Source organism: Algibacter ulvanivorans, from assembly GCF_048381495.1.
In the GTDB taxonomy this organism is placed as follows: Bacteria; Bacteroidota; Bacteroidia; order Flavobacteriales; family Flavobacteriaceae; genus Algibacter_B; species Algibacter_B ulvanivorans.
The window spans coordinates 381724-398219 of the sequence record NZ_JBLWGD010000001.1; the positions used below are offsets into that span (position 1 = coordinate 381724).

The 16496-nt window shown below is 32.5% G+C and carries 19 protein-coding genes; 11 read left to right on the plus strand and 8 right to left on the minus strand.

Annotation, left to right across the window (positions count from 1 at the left end):
* Nucleotides 1-3 precede the first annotated feature (3 nt).
* Nucleotides 4-1350, plus strand: coding sequence for a dihydroorotase (locus ACNG5D_RS01855; protein WP_418181798.1), 1347 nt, complete (start codon nucleotides 4-6; stop codon nucleotides 1348-1350).
* The gene (locus ACNG5D_RS01860) at nucleotides 1347-1901 is read left to right on the plus strand and encodes a DUF4296 domain-containing protein (protein WP_418181799.1); all 555 of its coding nucleotides are present in this window, start codon (nucleotides 1347-1349) and stop codon (nucleotides 1899-1901) included. Before ACNG5D_RS01855 ends, ACNG5D_RS01860 begins: the two co-directional genes overlap by 4 nt.
* On the opposite strand, the gene ACNG5D_RS01865 is transcribed toward ACNG5D_RS01860, so the two are convergent.
* Entirely contained in the window at nucleotides 1876-2877 is a 1002-nt protein-coding gene (locus ACNG5D_RS01865) for an NAD-dependent epimerase/dehydratase family protein (RefSeq protein ID WP_418181800.1), read from the minus strand. The genes ACNG5D_RS01860 and ACNG5D_RS01865 overlap by 26 nt on opposite strands.
* Before the next feature lie 87 nt (nucleotides 2878-2964).
* Here ACNG5D_RS01865 and tyrS point away from each other — a divergent pair, with 87 nt between their 5' ends.
* Nucleotides 2965-4260 (plus strand): tyrosine--tRNA ligase, encoded by a 1296-nt coding sequence (gene tyrS, locus ACNG5D_RS01870; RefSeq protein WP_418181801.1) that lies wholly within the window; start codon nucleotides 2965-2967, stop codon nucleotides 4258-4260.
* A 125-nt stretch (nucleotides 4261-4385) separates the two neighbouring features.
* On the opposite strand, the gene ACNG5D_RS01875 is transcribed toward tyrS, so the two are convergent.
* From ACNG5D_RS01875 to ACNG5D_RS01885, 3 genes are all read right to left on the minus strand, one after another.
* Entirely contained in the window at nucleotides 4386-5366 is a 981-nt protein-coding gene (locus tag ACNG5D_RS01875) for a LuxE/PaaK family acyltransferase (protein ID WP_418181802.1), read from the minus strand.
* A gap of 71 nt (nucleotides 5367-5437) precedes the next feature.
* Nucleotides 5438-6331 (minus strand): T9SS type A sorting domain-containing protein, encoded by an 894-nt coding sequence (locus ACNG5D_RS01880; protein WP_418181803.1) that lies wholly within the window; start codon nucleotides 6329-6331, stop codon nucleotides 5438-5440.
* A 110-nt stretch (nucleotides 6332-6441) separates the two neighbouring features.
* A complete protein-coding gene (locus ACNG5D_RS01885) occupies nucleotides 6442-6783 on the minus strand; it encodes a T9SS type A sorting domain-containing protein (protein ID WP_418181804.1) in 342 nt (113 codons plus the stop codon).
* A 195-nt stretch (nucleotides 6784-6978) separates the two neighbouring features.
* On the opposite strand from ACNG5D_RS01885, the gene ACNG5D_RS01890 reads away from it, so the two are divergent.
* A complete protein-coding gene (locus tag ACNG5D_RS01890) occupies nucleotides 6979-7659 on the plus strand; it encodes a response regulator transcription factor (protein ID WP_418181805.1) in 681 nt (226 codons plus the stop codon).
* Nucleotides 7659-8702: a sensor histidine kinase gene (locus ACNG5D_RS01895; RefSeq protein WP_418181806.1), complete on the plus strand. Its 1044-nt coding sequence runs from the start codon at nucleotides 7659-7661 to the stop codon at nucleotides 8700-8702. Before ACNG5D_RS01890 ends, ACNG5D_RS01895 begins: the two co-directional genes overlap by 1 nt.
* On the opposite strand, the gene ACNG5D_RS01900 is transcribed toward ACNG5D_RS01895, so the two are convergent.
* Nucleotides 8685-9731 carry a glycosyltransferase gene (locus ACNG5D_RS01900; protein ID WP_418181807.1) on the minus strand — a complete coding sequence of 349 codons (1047 nt, stop codon included), beginning with the start codon at nucleotides 9729-9731 and terminating at the stop codon, nucleotides 8685-8687. The two genes, ACNG5D_RS01895 and ACNG5D_RS01900, sit on opposite strands and share 18 nt — an antisense overlap.
* 211 nt (nucleotides 9732-9942) lie before the next feature.
* On the opposite strand from ACNG5D_RS01900, the gene trmB reads away from it, so the two are divergent.
* From trmB to ACNG5D_RS01915, 3 genes are read left to right on the plus strand one after another with little or no spacing between them, the layout of a single operon-like run.
* Nucleotides 9943-10617 (plus strand): tRNA (guanosine(46)-N7)-methyltransferase TrmB, encoded by a 675-nt coding sequence (trmB, locus tag ACNG5D_RS01905; protein WP_418181808.1) that lies wholly within the window; start codon nucleotides 9943-9945, stop codon nucleotides 10615-10617.
* Nucleotides 10618-10619: 2 nt separating this feature from the next.
* Complete coding sequence (locus ACNG5D_RS01910; protein WP_418181809.1) at nucleotides 10620-11249, plus strand: LysE family transporter; 630 nt, start codon at nucleotides 10620-10622, stop codon at nucleotides 11247-11249.
* A 1-nt stretch (nucleotide 11250) separates the two neighbouring features.
* Nucleotides 11251-11580 carry an MGMT family protein gene (locus ACNG5D_RS01915; protein ID WP_418181810.1) on the plus strand — a complete coding sequence of 110 codons (330 nt, stop codon included), beginning with the start codon at nucleotides 11251-11253 and terminating at the stop codon, nucleotides 11578-11580.
* 36 nt (nucleotides 11581-11616) lie between these two features.
* Here ACNG5D_RS01915 and ACNG5D_RS01920 read toward each other — a convergent pair whose 3' ends face one another.
* On the minus strand, nucleotides 11617-12453 hold the full coding sequence (locus ACNG5D_RS01920) for a hypothetical protein (protein WP_418181811.1): 837 nt from the start codon (nucleotides 12451-12453) through the stop codon (nucleotides 11617-11619).
* 247 nt (nucleotides 12454-12700) lie between these two features.
* On the opposite strand from ACNG5D_RS01920, the gene ACNG5D_RS01925 reads away from it, so the two are divergent.
* The 3 genes from ACNG5D_RS01925 to ACNG5D_RS01935 all read left to right on the plus strand — a co-directional run bounded on the left by ACNG5D_RS01925 (nucleotide 12701) and on the right by ACNG5D_RS01935 (nucleotide 14610).
* On the plus strand, nucleotides 12701-13837 hold the full coding sequence (locus ACNG5D_RS01925) for an Mrp/NBP35 family ATP-binding protein (protein WP_418181812.1): 1137 nt from the start codon (nucleotides 12701-12703) through the stop codon (nucleotides 13835-13837).
* A gap of 3 nt (nucleotides 13838-13840) precedes the next feature.
* Nucleotides 13841-14083, plus strand: coding sequence for a NifU family protein (locus tag ACNG5D_RS01930; protein ID WP_418181813.1), 243 nt, complete (start codon nucleotides 13841-13843; stop codon nucleotides 14081-14083).
* A 197-nt stretch (nucleotides 14084-14280) separates the two neighbouring features.
* Nucleotides 14281-14610 carry a 2Fe-2S iron-sulfur cluster-binding family protein gene (locus ACNG5D_RS01935; RefSeq protein WP_418181814.1) on the plus strand — a complete coding sequence of 110 codons (330 nt, stop codon included), beginning with the start codon at nucleotides 14281-14283 and terminating at the stop codon, nucleotides 14608-14610.
* A gap of 163 nt (nucleotides 14611-14773) precedes the next feature.
* On the opposite strand, the gene ACNG5D_RS01940 is transcribed toward ACNG5D_RS01935, so the two are convergent.
* Complete coding sequence (locus ACNG5D_RS01940; RefSeq protein ID WP_418181815.1) at nucleotides 14774-15568, minus strand: DUF1853 family protein; 795 nt, start codon at nucleotides 15566-15568, stop codon at nucleotides 14774-14776.
* Nucleotides 15569-15573: 5 nt separating this feature from the next.
* On the minus strand, nucleotides 15574-16473 hold the full coding sequence (locus ACNG5D_RS01945) for a metallophosphoesterase family protein (RefSeq protein WP_418181816.1): 900 nt from the start codon (nucleotides 16471-16473) through the stop codon (nucleotides 15574-15576).
* Nucleotides 16474-16496 lie beyond the last annotated feature (23 nt).

A 16496-nucleotide genomic window follows, 5' to 3' on the forward strand; every position in this document is an offset into this window, starting at 1 on the left:
AACATGGAAAAAAAAATTACACTTATTAAAAATGCAAAAATAGTTAATGAAGGAACTATTTTTAATGGCGATGTGTTAATTGAAGGCAATTATATAAAGCAAATAGCAGCTTCTATTAGTCCTAAATCTGCCGATGTATTAGTTTTTGATGCAGAAGGCAAATACCTTTTACCAGGCGCTATAGACGATCAAGTACATTTTAGAGAGCCAGGCCTAACACATAAAGCAAATATAGAAACCGAATCTAAGGCTGCAATAGCAGGAGGCATTACCTCGTTTATAGAAATGCCTAATACAAACCCACAAACAACAACGGTTAAAAAATTAGAAGAAAAGTTTGAAATAGCAGCTAAAACATCATCAGCCAACTATTCTTTTATGTTTGGTGGTACGAATGATAATTTAGACGAAATTCTAAAAGTAGACACAAAAACAGTTGCAGGGTTAAAGTTGTTTTTAGGCTCATCAACAGGAAATATGTTAGTTGATAATCCTGAGGTTTTAGAGAAAATTTTTAAAAGTACAGATATGGTAATTTCTGTACATTGTGAAGACGAAGCTACCATTAAAAAGAATTTTCAAGACCATTATGATAAATATGGCGACGATATTCCTGTAGAGTTTCATCCAGAAATAAGAAGCGAAGAGGCTTGTTACCTATCATCATCAAAAGCCATAGAGTTAGCTAAAAAAACAGGAGCAAGGTTGCATGTTTTTCACCTATCAACAGGTAAAGAAACAAGTTTGTTTACTAATAAAATTCCGCTAGCCGAAAAGAAAATTACTGCCGAGGTTTGTATACATCATTTATGGTTCTCTGATGAAGATTACCATAAAAAAGGAACATTAATAAAATGGAATCCAGCGGTAAAAACGAAAACCGACAGAGACCAACTTTGGGAAGCATTACTAGATGATAGAATAGATGTTATAGCCACAGACCATGCACCGCATACTATAGAAGAAAAAAGTAACGTTTATACAAGTGCACCATCTGGAGGGCCATTAGTACAGCATGCTTTGCCGGCTATTTTAGAAATGCACCACAAAGGAAAAATAACGTTAGAAAAGATAGTAGAAAAAATGTGCCATAACCCAGCTATTTTATTTCAAGTAGAAAAGCGAGGCTATATAAAAGAAGGCTATTTTGCCGATTTGGTATTGGTAGATTTAAATAACCCATGGACAGTTACTAAAGATAATATACTATATAAATGTGGGTGGTCGCCTTTTGAGGGAACAACCTTTAAATCTAGAATAACACACACATTTTTAAATGGTAATTTAGTTTATCAAAACGCTAAATTTGCAAATGTAAAAGCGGCTAAACGATTAACCTTTAATAGATGATTTTAAACAGACTTATACTTTGCGTTGTATTAATTTGCACAACAATAGCTTGTAATAATTTAAAAGGACCAAAAAAACCTAAGAATTTAATCTCTAAGGACAAGATGGTTAATATTTTAATTGATGCCAAGTTTATTACATCTGCAAATTCTAAGAATAAAATTATAATGCGAGATAGTGGTCTTAATTTCAATACATATATATACGAAAAGTATAATATAGATAGCCTTCAATTTGCACTTAGTAATGAGTATTATGCCTTTCATATAGAAGAATATGAAGAAATTTATACGAAATTATCCGATAGTTTAGAGGCGCTTAAAGTAGCACTAAAAGCTATAGAAGCCCAAGAGTGGAAAGAGAAAACAAAAAGAGAAGCAGATTCTTTAGCAAAAATTTTAGAAGAAAAAAGAAAAACTGAAGATTCGTTAAATGTAAATGAAACTATAAAAAACGACTCTTTACAAACGACTAACAATACCCTTTTTGAAGAAAGTATAAAAGAACTTGAAGGATTGGTAGAACCTATTTCAGATAGTGTTTCCCAATAGAAATAATTGTATTATTAACCGCTTCAAACTTGTAGTTTAAAGCGGTTATTATTTTATCACTACTATAATACGTTTTAGTTGTTAAAGATTTTACTAAATGTTTAGTTAATAACCTTCTTTTTCCTGTAATTTTGTGTTTTAACCAATCTAATCGCCAAGCCATACTTAAAAGTTTAGTGCTGGCTTGTTTTTTAGGTTTTTTACCATTAACAGCAGTAGCTAGTAGGTTTAAAAAATCTTTGTAAGTCCAGTTTTCGGCAACTAAAATAAAGCGTTCGTTTTTTATTTCGCTATCCATTAACTTAGTCATAATAGAAACAACATCGATAACAGAAACAATGCCTACAGTCCCAGAAGTGTAATATTTAAAACCTTTACTAGCTTTTTTAAAAAAGTTTCCAGTACCATAGTGCCAAATACCAGCGCCTAAAATTACACCAGGGTTTACAATAACAGCATTAAGGCCTTCTTGTGTACCGCGCCAAACCTCCATTTCGGCACCATATTTGGTAATAGCATACACACTATTATCTTCTTCAGGATTCCAATTTGTATTTTCGGTTATAGGCTTGTTGTTTAGTGTATTACCAATTGTTGCAATAGAGCTTACATAACAAAGTTTTTCAGTTTTATTAGAAAGGCAAAGGTTTACAATATTGGCGGTGCCTATAATATTACTTTGCCGTAAGGCTTGGTATTTGTTGGGCTCGAACGATACAAATGCCGCACAATGATACACTTTATTTATATTAGTAAAAGCTTCGGTAAGCGCAGGAATATCTAAAAGGTCGGCTTCAACCCACTCAATAGTATTAAATAAGGCTTCATAATTTTTGTTGTAGCTAGAAAATACACTTTTGGTATTTTCAATTTTACGTTTGGTTCTGTAAATAGCTCTTACTTTTTTATGCTCAGCGGTAAGTTTGTAAAGTAAGTGAGCACCAACTAAACCCGTTCCTCCTGTTACTAAAATCATGCAACTAAATTAAAGAATTATTCATAATTTATAAGGAATTATACCTGTATTTTTATCTTTGCATAGTTTTGTAAAAATTTAAAAATAATGATAAAGAATTTTGTTGAAGAATTAACTTGGAGAGGCATGGTACATACCGTTATGCCAGGAGCAGAAGAACATTTAATGGAAAGCATGCGAAGTGCTTATGTAGGATTTGACCCTACAGCAGATTCTTTACACATAGGTAACTTAGTGCCTATTATGATTTTAGCACATTATCAAAGATGCGGGCACAAGCCAGTTGCTTTAGTAGGCGGTGCAACAGGAATGATTGGAGATCCGTCTGGAAAATCTAACGAGCGTAATTTGTTAGACGAGAAAACATTAAGGCATAACCAAGAGTCTATAAAAAAGCAATTAGCCCATTTCTTAGATTTTGAAAGTAACGAAGCCAATGCAGCCGTACTTGTAAATAATTACGATTGGATGAAAGATTTTTCTTTTCTTGAATTTATTCGAGATGTTGGTAAGCACATTACTGTAAATTATATGATGGCTAAAGATTCTGTAAAAAATAGAATTTCGTCTGATGCATCAGAAGGAATGAGTTTTACAGAGTTTACATACCAAATGGTTCAAGGTTACGATTTTCTTCATTTATATAAAACAATAAATTGCTCTATCCAGATGGGTGGAAGCGATCAATGGGGAAATATAACAACAGGAACCGAGTTAATTAGGCGAGTTGCTGGCGGTAAGGGTTTTGCTATTACTTGCCCGTTAATTACTAAATCCGACGGTTCTAAATTTGGTAAATCTGAAGGCGGAAACGTTTGGTTAGATGCAAATAGAACATCGCCATACAAATTTTACCAATACTGGTTAAACTCAAGCGATGAAGATGCAGAAAAGTATATCAAGATTTTTACTTTTTTAAACGAAAACGAAATAAATAATTTAATAACCGAACATAAAGAAGCACCACATTTAAGGGTGTTGCAAAAACGTTTAGCTGAAGAAATTACTGTAATGGTACACTCTAAAGCAGATTTAGATAATGCTATAAAAGCAAGTAATATTTTGTTTGGTAAGTCTACAAGCGAAGATTTAAAAGCGTTAAATGAAAAAACATTTTTAGATGTTTTTGATGGTGTGCCACAAACACAGATAGATAAGTCTGAAATTGAAAAAGGTTTAGATATTATTGCTGCACTAGCCGAAAAAGGAGGGTTTTTAAAATCTAATGGCGAAGCTCGAAGAGCATTAAAAGAAAATTCTATTTCAGTTAATAAAGAAAAGGTAAAGGACAATTATAGTATTACATCAACAGACTTAATTAATAATAAGTTTGTGCTCTTGCAACGAGGTAAAAAGAATTACTTTGTTTTACAAATAGTGTAAAAATAATAAAGCCTGAGTTTTTTACTCAGGCTTTATGCTTAACCAACCAACTAAAAACTAATTTTTCTTTTTCTTAGTTGTTGGGTTAGTCGTAGTGGCTTTTTTTAACTTACAGATTTTTTTTATTAAAATACCATGAGGTTGCAGCCACGAATATCAGAATTATCAAAACGCCCAATAACTTCAAAAGAATCATCTGGTAAAACCTTTCCTAAATCTTGTGTAGCTATAAATGCACAGGAATTTATATTGGCTAAATCAATAATATTTAAGCCGCCTGTTTGTTCTGTTTTTTGAATGGTTAAAGCATCTTCGGTATCGCGTGTTAAAACGTTCATCCAAGGCGGGCAGTTAAAAATGCCGTTTCCTTTAGAGTAAGCTTGGCTTAAAAGTTCGGTCATGCCATATTCGCTATGTATGTGGTTTACTCCAAAGCCTTTTTTTAATGCATTATGCAGTTCTGTTCTAATTAATTCTTTTCTTCTGCCTTTCATGCCTCCAGTTTCCATTATAATGGTGTTTTTTAATTGGAATTGGTAGGTTTCAACCAAATCTAATAAAGCAAAAGAAACACCAATTAATAGTACTTTTTTACCTTCAGAATCTAGTTTAATTAAAGTGTCTTTTAATGCCAATAGGTTGTTTAAATAAAAACCACTTTCAGGATGTTTAGAGGTTTTTATCATACTGTCTACCATGTATATTAAAGACGAACCTTTGCGTTCTAAATACGATGGTAATAAGCCTAAAACAACATAATCTTCAATGTTACCATAAAATTGCTCGAAGCCTTTTGTAAAGCTTTCTGTATAGATATTTAAATTGGTAACATGGTGTTTACTGGTTTCTGTACCAGTTGTGCCAGAACTTGTAAAGGTTGTTTCAATAGTGTTGTTTGTGCTTAAAATATCTCGCGTTTTAAAAAACTGAATGGGTAAAAACGGAATATCCTGTATGGTGTTTACATCGCTTGGGTGTTTGTAAAGCAAATCACAGAACGATCTGTAAACGTTATTGTTTTCAAATTGAAACTTAAATACCCGAAGCGCTAAATCTTCAAATTGCCTTTTGTTATTTATTTTAAAAATTTCATGTTCAAAAACCATGTGGCAAAAATATGTAAAATAAAAAAGCGCTACCTCATGATAGCGCTTTTTAATATAATTTGTTTTGTAGTTTATTTTACGACTAGTTTTTTAGTAGAAATAGCATTATTTTGAATAGCTTTAATAATATAAATACCACTTTTTAAGCTAGAAACGTTTAGCTTGTTGTTTGTAACTGTTTGGTTTAAAACTTGTTTTCCAACAACATCAAAAACTTGAATATTTAAACTTGAGTTAGATTTACTAGAAATAGTAACAAACTCTTGCGATACAGGATTTGGGTATATTGCAAAACCAGCTATTTTGTTTTCTTTTAAACTTAAAGTATTAGTGAAAGTAATAACTAAATTATCAATAGCAATAGTTTCGTCTGATGATGAATTAGATTGTCTTAAGTTAAAAGCATCTAATGTTTCGCCAGTACTACCATTAGAGGTAATGGTCTCGCTTCCTACAGTTAGCGAAGATACACCAGTATCTAAATTAAAAGATAAATTTACGGTAACAGTTGCACCAAAACTAAAGTCTGTAGTTAAACTTGCGTCGTTTGTACTTGATGCTGCGCTTAAACCTAAAGTATAATCTCCACCAGCAGTTGGTGCAATAACATCTAAACGCGATCTAAAGTTGGTGTTGGTGTCGTTCGAAAAGTGAGCAAAGTATTCAAAATCAGTTCCAGACATTGCCCCGCTGCTAGTTACTTTAATATCAAAACTTGCAGTAATAATGCCACTTGTAAGATTGTCAGCAAATTTTAATTCAGCATCTTCAGAGCCGCTATCTTGCGATACAATGGCTTCTCCTCCAGAAACTAAAAGTGTTCCTTCTGATCCACTTTCGTTAGCCCAAGAACCATTGTCAACTAAAGCTCCGTCGGTATAATTAAAATCATCAGAAGCTAATACCTGTCCAAAAGAAACCGATGTAATTAAAAAAGTAAGTAATAAAAAGTAATTTTTTTTCATAATTCTAAGAGATTAAATAATTAATACTCGTAAAATTAATGAATGTAAATGCGCTTATTTAGCTGAATAAAGGAATTTGATAATTATTTGATAAAGAATTAATCATTTCTTTACTTTATCATTAATTTTCTGGATTCGCTTGTGTTGTTTTCGGTAATTTTTAAAATATAAACCCCTTTTTTTAAACTAGAAATATTTAATTCTTTCCCAGATAAAACAGTATAAAAAACTTTTTTGCCCAAAACATCAAAAATTTCAATGTGTTTAATTAAACTATGTTTTGAAACAATATTTATTACTGGATTTTCAATACTAATAGGGTTAGGGTAAATAGACAAACCATCAATATTAGTTTTTGTAGAAGTATTGCTTGCGTAGCTTTGAGCAACCAAATTTTGGGTAGAAAAACAGGTTAAAGTAATTAATAAAAATAAGAAGTAAATTTTTTTCATACACTAAAATTTGTGTTTTATAAAGATAATGAATTACAGCAAAATTAATGCCAAAAGAGTGTTAAAGATTAAGGTAATTGGTCGAAACATTAAATTCAGGTAAGGGCTTTGTTATCATAATGTTATTAATTTTACTAAATTAAAAGAATTGTGTTATTAGTTTTATCTTTACTTCGATAAACATATCTATAAATAATGAAAAAAAAGGATATTAAAATATTACTGGTTGACGATGAGCCAGATATCTTAGAAATTGTAGGTTATAACCTATCTAGCGAAGGCTATCAAGTTATTACTGCCGAAAACGGCCAAGAAGGTGTTAAGAAAGCAAAAAAAGAACTTCCGCATTTAATTATTTTAGATGTTATGATGCCCGAGATGGATGGTATTGAAGCTTGCGAAGTCATTAGAAAAAACCCAGATTTAAAAAATACAATTATTACATTTTTAACCGCTAGAGGCGAAGATTATTCTCAAGTAGCTGGTTTTGATGCAGGCGCAGACGATTATATAACTAAACCTATAAAACCAAAAGTTTTAGTAAGTAAAGTAAAAGCTTTGTTAAGACGCTTTAAAGAAGAAGATGTTGTAGATACCGTAAAAGTTGGAAATCTAGTAATAAATAGAGATGAATATAAAATAGTTTCTAAAGGAAAAGAGATTATTTTGCCTAGAAAAGAATTTGAATTATTATCTTTACTAGCTTCCAAACCAGGAAAAGTATTTAAAAGAGACGAAATTCTTGATAATGTTTGGGGTAACGAAGTTGTTGTTGGAGGCAGAACCATCGATGTTCATATTAGAAAACTTCGTGAAAAATTAGGAGATAAAAGCTTTAAAACCATTAAAGGCGTAGGCTATAAGTTTGTAGATTAATGCAGGCAAAATTTAAAAAATCGTATCGATTTGCTGTACGTACAGCAATTTATATCACATTATACACAACACTCTTAATGAGTGTTTTTTTGTATTACTATCATAGTTTTAAGTGGTATTATCCGTTAATATTCTCGGTATGTATATTTGTGTTTTCTTTTGTAATTATACAATATAGTGTAGAGCGCTTTATTTACAAACGAGTAAAGAAAATTTACGACGATTTAACCTTGCTAGAATCTGCTAACTTAGCAAAAGGCGCTATTACTACCGACATGCGAACCCTAACACAAGAAATAGATAGGTTTGCAAAAGACAAAAAAATAGAAATAGAAACCCTTAAAGTTAGAGAAGAATACCGAAAAGAATTTTTAGGCAACGTATCTCATGAGTTAAAAACACCGCTATTTACCGTTCAAGGCTATATTTTAACATTGCTAGACGGTGCCATGGAAGATAAAAATATTAGAGAAAAATACCTAGAAAGAGCAAGCAAAGGCATAGAAAGATTAGGCTATATTATTAAAGATCTAGATATGATTACCAAACTGGAAGTAGGTGATTTAAGTTTAAATCTAGAAGTTTTTAACATTGTAGAGTTGGTAGAAAACGTTTTTGATATGCTAGAAATGAAAGCGCATAAGAAAAAAATAGTACTAATTTTCGACAGAGAATACCCAAACCCAATTATGGTAAAGGCAGACAAAGAACGTATACAACAAGTGCTAGCCAACTTAATAGTAAACTCTATAAAATACGGTAACGAAAAAGGAACTACCGAAATTAGTATAGAAAACCTAATAAAAAACAAAGTAATAGTACGCGTTACAGACAATGGCGAAGGGATATCAAAAGTACACATGCCCAGATTATTCGAGCGTTTTTATCGTGTAGATAAAAGTGGCTCAAGAAAAGAAGGCGGTTCAGGGCTAGGTCTATCAATAGTAAAACATATAATAGAAGCACATCAAGAAAAAATATATGTAGAAAGCGAGTACGACGTAGGAAGCGAGTTCTCCTTTACTCTAGAAAAGGCTAAATAAATCTTTAAAATCAATTTTAAAATTAAAAGCACTTAAGCCTTCATAATATTTAATATCATCTAACTTACTTAAACTAAATGCTTTTTGCGAGCAACTTGGCACCAAACTCATTTCTGTAAGCCGCTTAGCTAAATATTCTTGTTCAAATTGCCCAGGAGTGGGAATAAAAAAAGCCTTTTTACTAAGTTTGGCCAAATCCATAACAGTAGTATAACCCGATCTGCTTAATACCAAAGCACTTTCGTTTATCGTTTTTTCTAACAAGCAAGAAGTCATAAAATTATATATAGTCATGTTGCCTAAAACCTGTATAGTTTGTTCGTTTTCCATAACACCTTTCACAAAAACTACTTTTCCTGTATAGTTTTTTAATTCAAAAAGTAACTTCTTTTCAAGTAAGGTACGCTGAGGTTCAGGCCCCGAAATTAATACCATTAAATCGTTTTTAATTTCAGTTTTCGTCTTTTTAAACCGACTTAAAGGGCCAAGATATTTTATAGGCACATCAAACTCATCAACATGGCCAAGTTTACCACTTAAATTAACAGAACCTTCAGCATCAGGAATCCAACACATGTTAAACTTTTTAATTATTTTTTGATGCATTTTAGTACTCAACCAAGTCGTGTTGCCACTTAAAACATTTAATTGATGCGTAATAAAAACCGACGGTACTTTTTTATGCCTCACTCCCAATCTATTATCAGAAATAATTCCAGCAACCTCATTATGCTCCAAAAAAGAAGCAATAACTTTTTTTTCGGCCTTAATAGCCTTTAAAAGTTTAGGCGAATCCTTTAATAATTTTAATTTAAAAAGCTTACCATTTTTACTATACGTCACATTATAAGAAGGCAACTCGATAGTAGAAAGGTTAGGAAACTCTTTTTTTAATAACGACAAAGCCACCCCATCGCTAGCAATAATAGGCACAAAACCATTAACAATTAAAGCGTTAATTATAGGTATACAACGTGTGGCATGCCCAAGCCCCCAATTTAAAGGTGCAACTAAAATTCTTTTTTTCATCAATCTGTATTAGGGCGTGCCCCAAGGGTCGGGCTTTCGGCAGTCGCTTTTTTGTGTTGCATAGGTGCAACAACACAAAAAGAGCTTCAACAAATGCCTCAATCCCTCACGCACTTTTTTTGCTAAAATCAAAGATAAGATATTAAGGCTGTCTTATATTTCCTTAATTTTACCAAAAATATAGTAATAATTAAGAAATCGTTAATAAACCTTGGGAAGCAAAAATAAACTTAGAAGATTCAAAGAAAACGAAACATTCTCAAATGTCATTCAGCCATCAAGAGAAGCCTTAGTAAACTCAAATTTCAATTTAAAAGGGCAATGGCGTACAGAAGTTTTTAAAAACAATAATCCGCTAGTATTAGAGTTAGGCTGTGGTAAAGGCGAATACTCTGTAGCATTAGCGCAAAAATATCCAAACAAAAATTTTGTTGGAATAGATATAAAAGGCGCACGGTTTTGGAGAGGAGCAAAAACAGCCATAGAAGAAAACATACCAAACGTAGCCTTTCTTAGAACTCAAATAGAATTAATAGATCATGCTTTTGCAGCGCAAGAAGTAGACGAAATCTGGATAACCTTCCCCGATCCTCAAATAAAATACAAGCGTACAAAACACCGTATGACAAATGCTGTGTTTTTAGAACGATACAAACACATACTAAAGCCCGATGGTGTTGTAAACCTAAAAACCGATAGCGAGTTTATGCATGGTTATACACTAGGTTTGTTGCATGGTGCAGGGCACGAGGTACTTTATGCAAACCATAATGTATATAAACAAGAAGGCAGCCCAGAAGAGGTAACAAGCATACAAACCTTTTACGAATCGCAATATTTAGAGCAAAATAAGCCAATTACCTATATTAAATTTAAAATAAAATAAGCGTGAACATTACCTTTATATTCTTTTTAGGGCTATTTTTTGCAATGATTGGGGTTATCCCACCAGGTTTATTAAACATGACAGCAGCTAAAATTAGCTTAAAAGAAGGACACGTTAGAGGTATTGTATTTTCAATAGGGGTTTGTGTTATAGTTTTTGTGCAAACCTATTTGGCAAGTATTTTTGCAAGATATTTAAGCAAACACCATGAAGTAGTAGGGATTTTAAGAAGCGTAGCTTTAGTTATTTTTATTTTAATTACTATTTATTTTCTATTTGTTGCAAAGTCTGAGCCTAAACAACAAAAAGAACCAAAAATAAGAAGCAAGCACAGTCGGTTTTTTCAAGGCATGTTTTTATCGGCAATAAATGTATTTCCTATACCATATCAAGCTTACATGACTATTACTTTAGCTTCTTTTGGCTGGATAACATTCGAAACTACAAGCCTAATGGCTTACGTTGTAGGAGCAGCAACAGGTACCTTTGTAACATTATACATGTATATTTTCTTTTTTGATAAAATAAAAGGAAAAACATTTACATCGCAAAAAAACATGAATAGAATAATAGGCGGCATTACAGGTATTATTTCTGTAGTAACCATAATAAATATGATTAAAGACCTTTAAAATGAAGCCAGAAACGCTTAATTTTTTCGAAAAAGTATATCAAGTCGCTAAACAAATTCCGTATGGCAGAGTAACCAGTTATGGTGCTATAGCAAAATACTTAGGCGCGGCAAGAAGCGCAAGAATGGTGGGGTATGCCATGAATGGTTCTCAAGGGAAAGATGTGCCAGCACACCGTGTTGTAAATCGTAAAGGGTTGTTAACTGGTAAACACCATTTTAATGGCACAAACCTTATGCAGCAATTGTTAGAAAGCGAAGGTGTTAAGGTTGTTGAAAACCAAATACAACATTTAGAAAAATATTATTGGGACCCATCTACAGAATTATAATTATTATCAAATTTTGTAAATAACTCGGAACACCTATTATAAAGAAACACCAACTCCTAAACTCACATTAGAAAATCCAACACTTCCTATTTTTAAATGCTCGAAACCAGCCGAAAATTTATATTGTTTTCTGTGTAAGTTTAAAAGTGCATTAAAGTTGTTTATAGAGTTATTATTAATAAGTGTTTGGTTAAAGTTGGCCTCTATGCTAAATGGTTTTACAAAAAAGTATTCGGCACCTAACCCGTAAGCAAACCCTAGTCTATCCACTTCTCCATCTACATAAGCAGCTCCTAATGCCCAGTAAGCATTAAAACGTTCGGTGCGTACACGATTATATTTTGCTAAAGCAGTATAAATAGCTAAAGCGTTATTGCCAAAATTTAAGTTTTCTTCCCATAATTGAAGATAATCTAGTTCTAAGCCCCAACGTTTTAAAAAGCGCATATCTGCATTTATATGGTTTCCGTACAATCTATTTGTTTCAAAAATAAACTGGTTTGTTAAGGTTGTTGTAAATATCTCGGTGTCTTCATTCCAAGCGTATATGTAGTTTCCTGTATTAGAATTATTATACGGGTGTTTTGTTAAAAAAGCACTACTTGCTTTGTTGTCTGTTTCAAATGGGCTTTCAAAAGCAATACCGTAAGCTGTGTAAGCAAAAATTTTAATAAAAAATTCGGCAAACACATCTTCTAAAAAACTACTTTCAGAATCGTTATAACTATCTGTGTAATTTGTAGATTTATAGCTGCTACTATTATTGCTTTTAGAGTCGTTTAAGCTGTCTTCGGCTTCTTTTATTTTGCCCTGGCTATAGCTAAAGGTGTTAAAAATAACTGTAATTAAAAAAACAAGAGTAATGCGTTTCATAAACAAAAAATAAAAATTTTATAGCACATAAACTATGCCATTATTAAGGTTTTTTCATTTCATAAAAAATTATAGTTAAACCCAATAATAGTATCAATAAATCTTCTTAATTCTGTTTTTAGTCTTCAAGCTTTATTACCTATCTTTGCCTTTAGAATAATTCTTAATTAGTGATATTCATAATGTTGAAAAACAACCGAATAAAACAATAATTGAACATCTTTTAAAAAAAGAATTCAAATTAACTATGAAATTAGATAAAAAAGATATTTTAAAAGCACTCGAAAATATTACAGTTCCTGGAGAGGGGCAAAATATGGTAGAGAGCGGAGCTGTAAAAAATGTAGTAACGTTTGGCGACGAGGTAATTGTAGATATAACTATAAAAAATCCAAGTTTACAAGCAAAAAAGCGTACCGAGGTTGATATACTTAAAATTATACACGAAAAGGTTTACCAAAAAGCAAAAATTACAGTAAATGTAAAAGTAGATGCACCAGCCAAACCTAAAGCCAATGTTATAAAAGGAAAACCTATTGCAGGAATTCAAAATATAGTAGCTGTAGCATCGGGTAAAGGAGGCGTAGGAAAATCTACAGTAACAGCAAATTTAGCTGTAACTTTGGCTAAAATGGGTTTTAAAGTTGGTGTTTTAGATGCCGATATTTATGGGCCATCTATTCCAATAATGTTCGATGTAGCAACCGAAAAACCTTTAGCCGTAAACATAGAAGGTAAGTCTAAAATGAAACCTATCGAGAATTATGGTGTTAAAGTACTATCTATAGGGTTTTTTACGCAACCAAACCAAGCTGTTGTTTGGCGAGGGCCAATGGCAGCCAAGGCTTTAAATCAAATGATTTTTGATGCCCATTGGGGAGAGTTAGATTTTTTACTTTTAGATTTACCACCAGGAACCGGCGATATCCATCTAAGTATCATGCAATCCTTACCAATTACAGGAGCAGTTGTAGTAAGCACACCACAAAATGTAGCATTGGCAGATGCAAAAAAGGGAGTTGCTATGTTTCAGCAAGACAGTATAAATGTACCTGTTTTAGGAATAATAGAAAATATGGCGTATTTTACACCAGCTGAATTACCAGATAATAAATATTTTATTTTCGGAGAAGCAGGTGCTAAAAACTTAGCAGAAGATTTAAATGTGCCATTTTTAGGTGAGTTACCATTAGTGCAAAGCATAAGAGAAGCAGGCGATGTTGGTCGTCCAGCCGCATTACAAACAGCAACAGCTTTAGAGCAGGCTTTCGAGAAGCTAACCCAAAATGTTGTACAAGAAGTAGTAAAGCGAAATGACGATTTACCGCCAACCGAAGCTATAAAAATTACAACCATGGCAGGTTGTTCAGCAGTTAAAAAATAGAATATGACTTCAGAAGAACTTAAAGAAAAAGTAGAAATCGCACTAGAAGAAATCCGACCATTTTTACAAAGCGATGGTGGCGATATTTCATTATTATCCATTGAAGATGATAAACTTGTTAAAGTGCAACTAAAAGGAGCATGTGTAGGCTGTAGTGTTAACCAAATGACACTAAAATCGGGTGTAGAAATGACAATAAAAAAACACGCTCCTCAAATAGAACAAGTTATTAATATAGAAGCGTAGTAAATAACTACTAAACTATTAATTAAAGTATATTTTTAATAAAAAAGGCATCCTTAAAAACATGTAATTTTAAGGATGCTGTATTTTTTTTAAACCTTTATAAATTCTTAAATAAAAAAGGTGAAAATAAAAGCACAAGCCTTAAATTTGTGGCACGATATATGACACACACATTTAGTAGAAATACAAAATAAGAAATGGAAGACGTAAACATAAAAATTACAGACAGAGATGGCGTAACACACGATATAGTTGCTCCAACAGATATGGCCATGAATCTTATGGAAGTTGTAAGGTCTTACGAGTTAGCCCCAGAAGGCACCATAGGTGTTTGCGGCGGTATGGCTATGTGTGCTTCGTGCCAATGCTATGTTATTAGCGATACAGAATTACCAGAAATGAGCGATGATGAAGAAGCTATGCTAGCCGAAGCCTTCGATGTTAAAGACAATAGCCGTTTAGGGTGTCAAATACAAATCACCCCAGAAATGGAAGGCTTAGAAGTCGAGTTGGCTCCAGAAAGCTAAACTTTTTTTAATAAAAGTAAAATTTCTATAAACTATATGGGCGTTACCCAAGGGTCGGGCTTTCACTACTCGCTACCTCCTGCGTCGGCGAGCTCAAACATACCGTTCAATCCCTAACGCGAGCGTGTTTGCTTAGGTTTTGTAATAGCCTGATAAGGTAATTTTACCACCAAACCAAAAACATTTTTTTTAATTCGCCATTATTAAACTTAACCCAGCATAAAGCCGAAAATTTCTGTTCAAAATAATTTTTGGTAACAAGTTTAAAAGCATTAAAATTTAACCAATTGGCATGAGCTTGTGGTAACAATAGCCAGTCTTTTTTACTCGGAATATAAAATTTACAATGCTCCAGTTGGTTAAGTTCATTTTGGTTAATATAAAACCCCACAACACAATTAGTATTTAAAGTTTTTAATGTAATATTTAAGCTATCAAAAGGCACAAACAATTGTGCCTTAAAATACACTTGCTGGTTTAGCGTTTTGGCGTTTAAATTAAGCGCATTTAAATAAGGTTTGCAAACATCATGATGTAATAGTGGTAATTGTTTGCGTTTAAGTTTAGTTAATTTTTCTATTAACGAATCTTTTCTGTTTGGACCAATAAAATGCTCGATTTCAGAGCTTCCAACACTAGAGTCGTAAAGGTAAAACTTGTAAATAACTTCTAAATGAATCGGGTTTTTATCTTTTAAAAGGATGCAATCTAGTTCGCCTATAGTCGTTTTACCATCTTGAATTTGGATGTTCTCGGCTATAACAGTAATATTATTTTGTTGTTTTAATTGAAAAGAAACCAAGCGTTCTACATATTTACCTAAACGCAAGTTGTTATCGATAGCAACATTTATTTTATTAAAATTTGTAGTAATTTCAAATTGCTGAAGATTAAAAATAGTGTTGTTTTTCCATAAACATGGTGTTTTTAAAAAACCTTCATATCTTTTTTGTAGCATCGAAATTATTCAGTTTTATAATCTGTTAATTTCACGGGGCCTTCAAGTAAAACCCTTACAATTTGTAATGTGCCATTATCGGTTGTAGCAATTTGCCATTTAATTAATGAAATTTTACCATTTTCAATTTCAATGCCTGTTATGCTTCGAGGATGTACACAACTACCATCGTTAAAAAAAGCAATATCGCCAGGTTCGGGAAAACGCGGCCTGTGAGTATGCCCAACAATAGTCATTAAATTATTGTTTTGAGTAATCCATTTTTTTGTTCTACGTTCTACCTTTATAAGTTCTTTGTAGTTTTTTGCAGGGCTTGTAGGGTCTGCAATGCCCATTACGTTTAAGGGTTTCCAGAGTACACGAACCATAAATCGGCTCCATTTCCAAAATAAAAAGTTCCACCAATCGGCTTGATGACCATGAGTTAAAAACAACTCTTGCCCAGTCATGCAATGTTTTAAAACAATGCCTTCATGGTATTTAATGTCTTTAAAAAGCTCAACATCTTCACCAATTTTGGGGTCAAAGTAAGTTGATAGGTGTTTTTCAACATATTTTGGATCTCTGTATACCATATCGTGGTTTCCCCAAATCATGTGTAAGCGATTATCCTTATGAAAAAGTTTCATAAGCATATAAACATTTTTATGAGCGTTTAATATAGATTCGAATGATAGATTTTCCCAAAGTTCATCGCCATCTCCAATTTCGCAATACTGAAAACCTTCAGCATAATAATGCTTTAAGGCGTGAAAATAAATGTTTCTATTATTGGCAAAATCATCAGCAAAACTATTATCGCCTCTATGGCAATCGCTAAACAATATAAACTTGCTGTCATCATCAAAATCAATGATTTTAGCATTCTTGTAGGCATTGTCTAGTCTTTTTTTAGATGAAAACATAAAGTAAATGTAAAAAAAGTGTT

Excerpts from the sequence above, each read along its gene's own strand:
- ACNG5D_RS01855 (WP_418181798.1), top strand. The coding sequence starts at position 4 with ATGGAAAAAAAAATTACACTTATTAAAAATGCAAAAATAGTTAATGAA.
- ACNG5D_RS01860 (WP_418181799.1), top strand. The coding sequence starts at position 1,347 with ATGATTTTAAACAGACTTATACTTTGCGTTGTATTAATTTGCACAACA.
- ACNG5D_RS01865 (WP_418181800.1), bottom strand. The coding sequence starts at position 2,877 with ATGATTTTAGTAACAGGAGGAACGGGTTTAGTTGGTGCTCACTTACTT.
- tyrS (WP_418181801.1), top strand. The coding sequence starts at position 2,965 with ATGATAAAGAATTTTGTTGAAGAATTAACTTGGAGAGGCATGGTACAT.
- ACNG5D_RS01875 (WP_418181802.1), bottom strand. The coding sequence starts at position 5,366 with ATGGTTTTTGAACATGAAATTTTTAAAATAAATAACAAAAGGCAATTT.
- ACNG5D_RS01880 (WP_418181803.1), bottom strand. The coding sequence starts at position 6,331 with ATGAAAAAAAATTACTTTTTATTACTTACTTTTTTAATTACATCGGTT.
- ACNG5D_RS01885 (WP_418181804.1), bottom strand. The coding sequence starts at position 6,783 with ATGAAAAAAATTTACTTCTTATTTTTATTAATTACTTTAACCTGTTTT.
- ACNG5D_RS01890 (WP_418181805.1), top strand. The coding sequence starts at position 6,979 with ATGAAAAAAAAGGATATTAAAATATTACTGGTTGACGATGAGCCAGAT.
- ACNG5D_RS01895 (WP_418181806.1), top strand. The coding sequence starts at position 7,659 with ATGCAGGCAAAATTTAAAAAATCGTATCGATTTGCTGTACGTACAGCA.
- ACNG5D_RS01900 (WP_418181807.1), bottom strand. The coding sequence starts at position 9,731 with ATGAAAAAAAGAATTTTAGTTGCACCTTTAAATTGGGGGCTTGGGCAT.
- ACNG5D_RS01915 (WP_418181810.1), top strand. The coding sequence starts at position 11,251 with ATGAAGCCAGAAACGCTTAATTTTTTCGAAAAAGTATATCAAGTCGCT.
- ACNG5D_RS01920 (WP_418181811.1), bottom strand. The coding sequence starts at position 12,453 with ATGAAACGCATTACTCTTGTTTTTTTAATTACAGTTATTTTTAACACC.
- ACNG5D_RS01925 (WP_418181812.1), top strand. The coding sequence starts at position 12,701 with ATGAAATTAGATAAAAAAGATATTTTAAAAGCACTCGAAAATATTACA.
- ACNG5D_RS01930 (WP_418181813.1), top strand. The coding sequence starts at position 13,841 with ATGACTTCAGAAGAACTTAAAGAAAAAGTAGAAATCGCACTAGAAGAA.
- ACNG5D_RS01935 (WP_418181814.1), top strand. The coding sequence starts at position 14,281 with ATGGAAGACGTAAACATAAAAATTACAGACAGAGATGGCGTAACACAC.
- ACNG5D_RS01940 (WP_418181815.1), bottom strand. The coding sequence starts at position 15,568 with ATGCTACAAAAAAGATATGAAGGTTTTTTAAAAACACCATGTTTATGG.
- ACNG5D_RS01945 (WP_418181816.1), bottom strand. The coding sequence starts at position 16,473 with ATGTTTTCATCTAAAAAAAGACTAGACAATGCCTACAAGAATGCTAAA.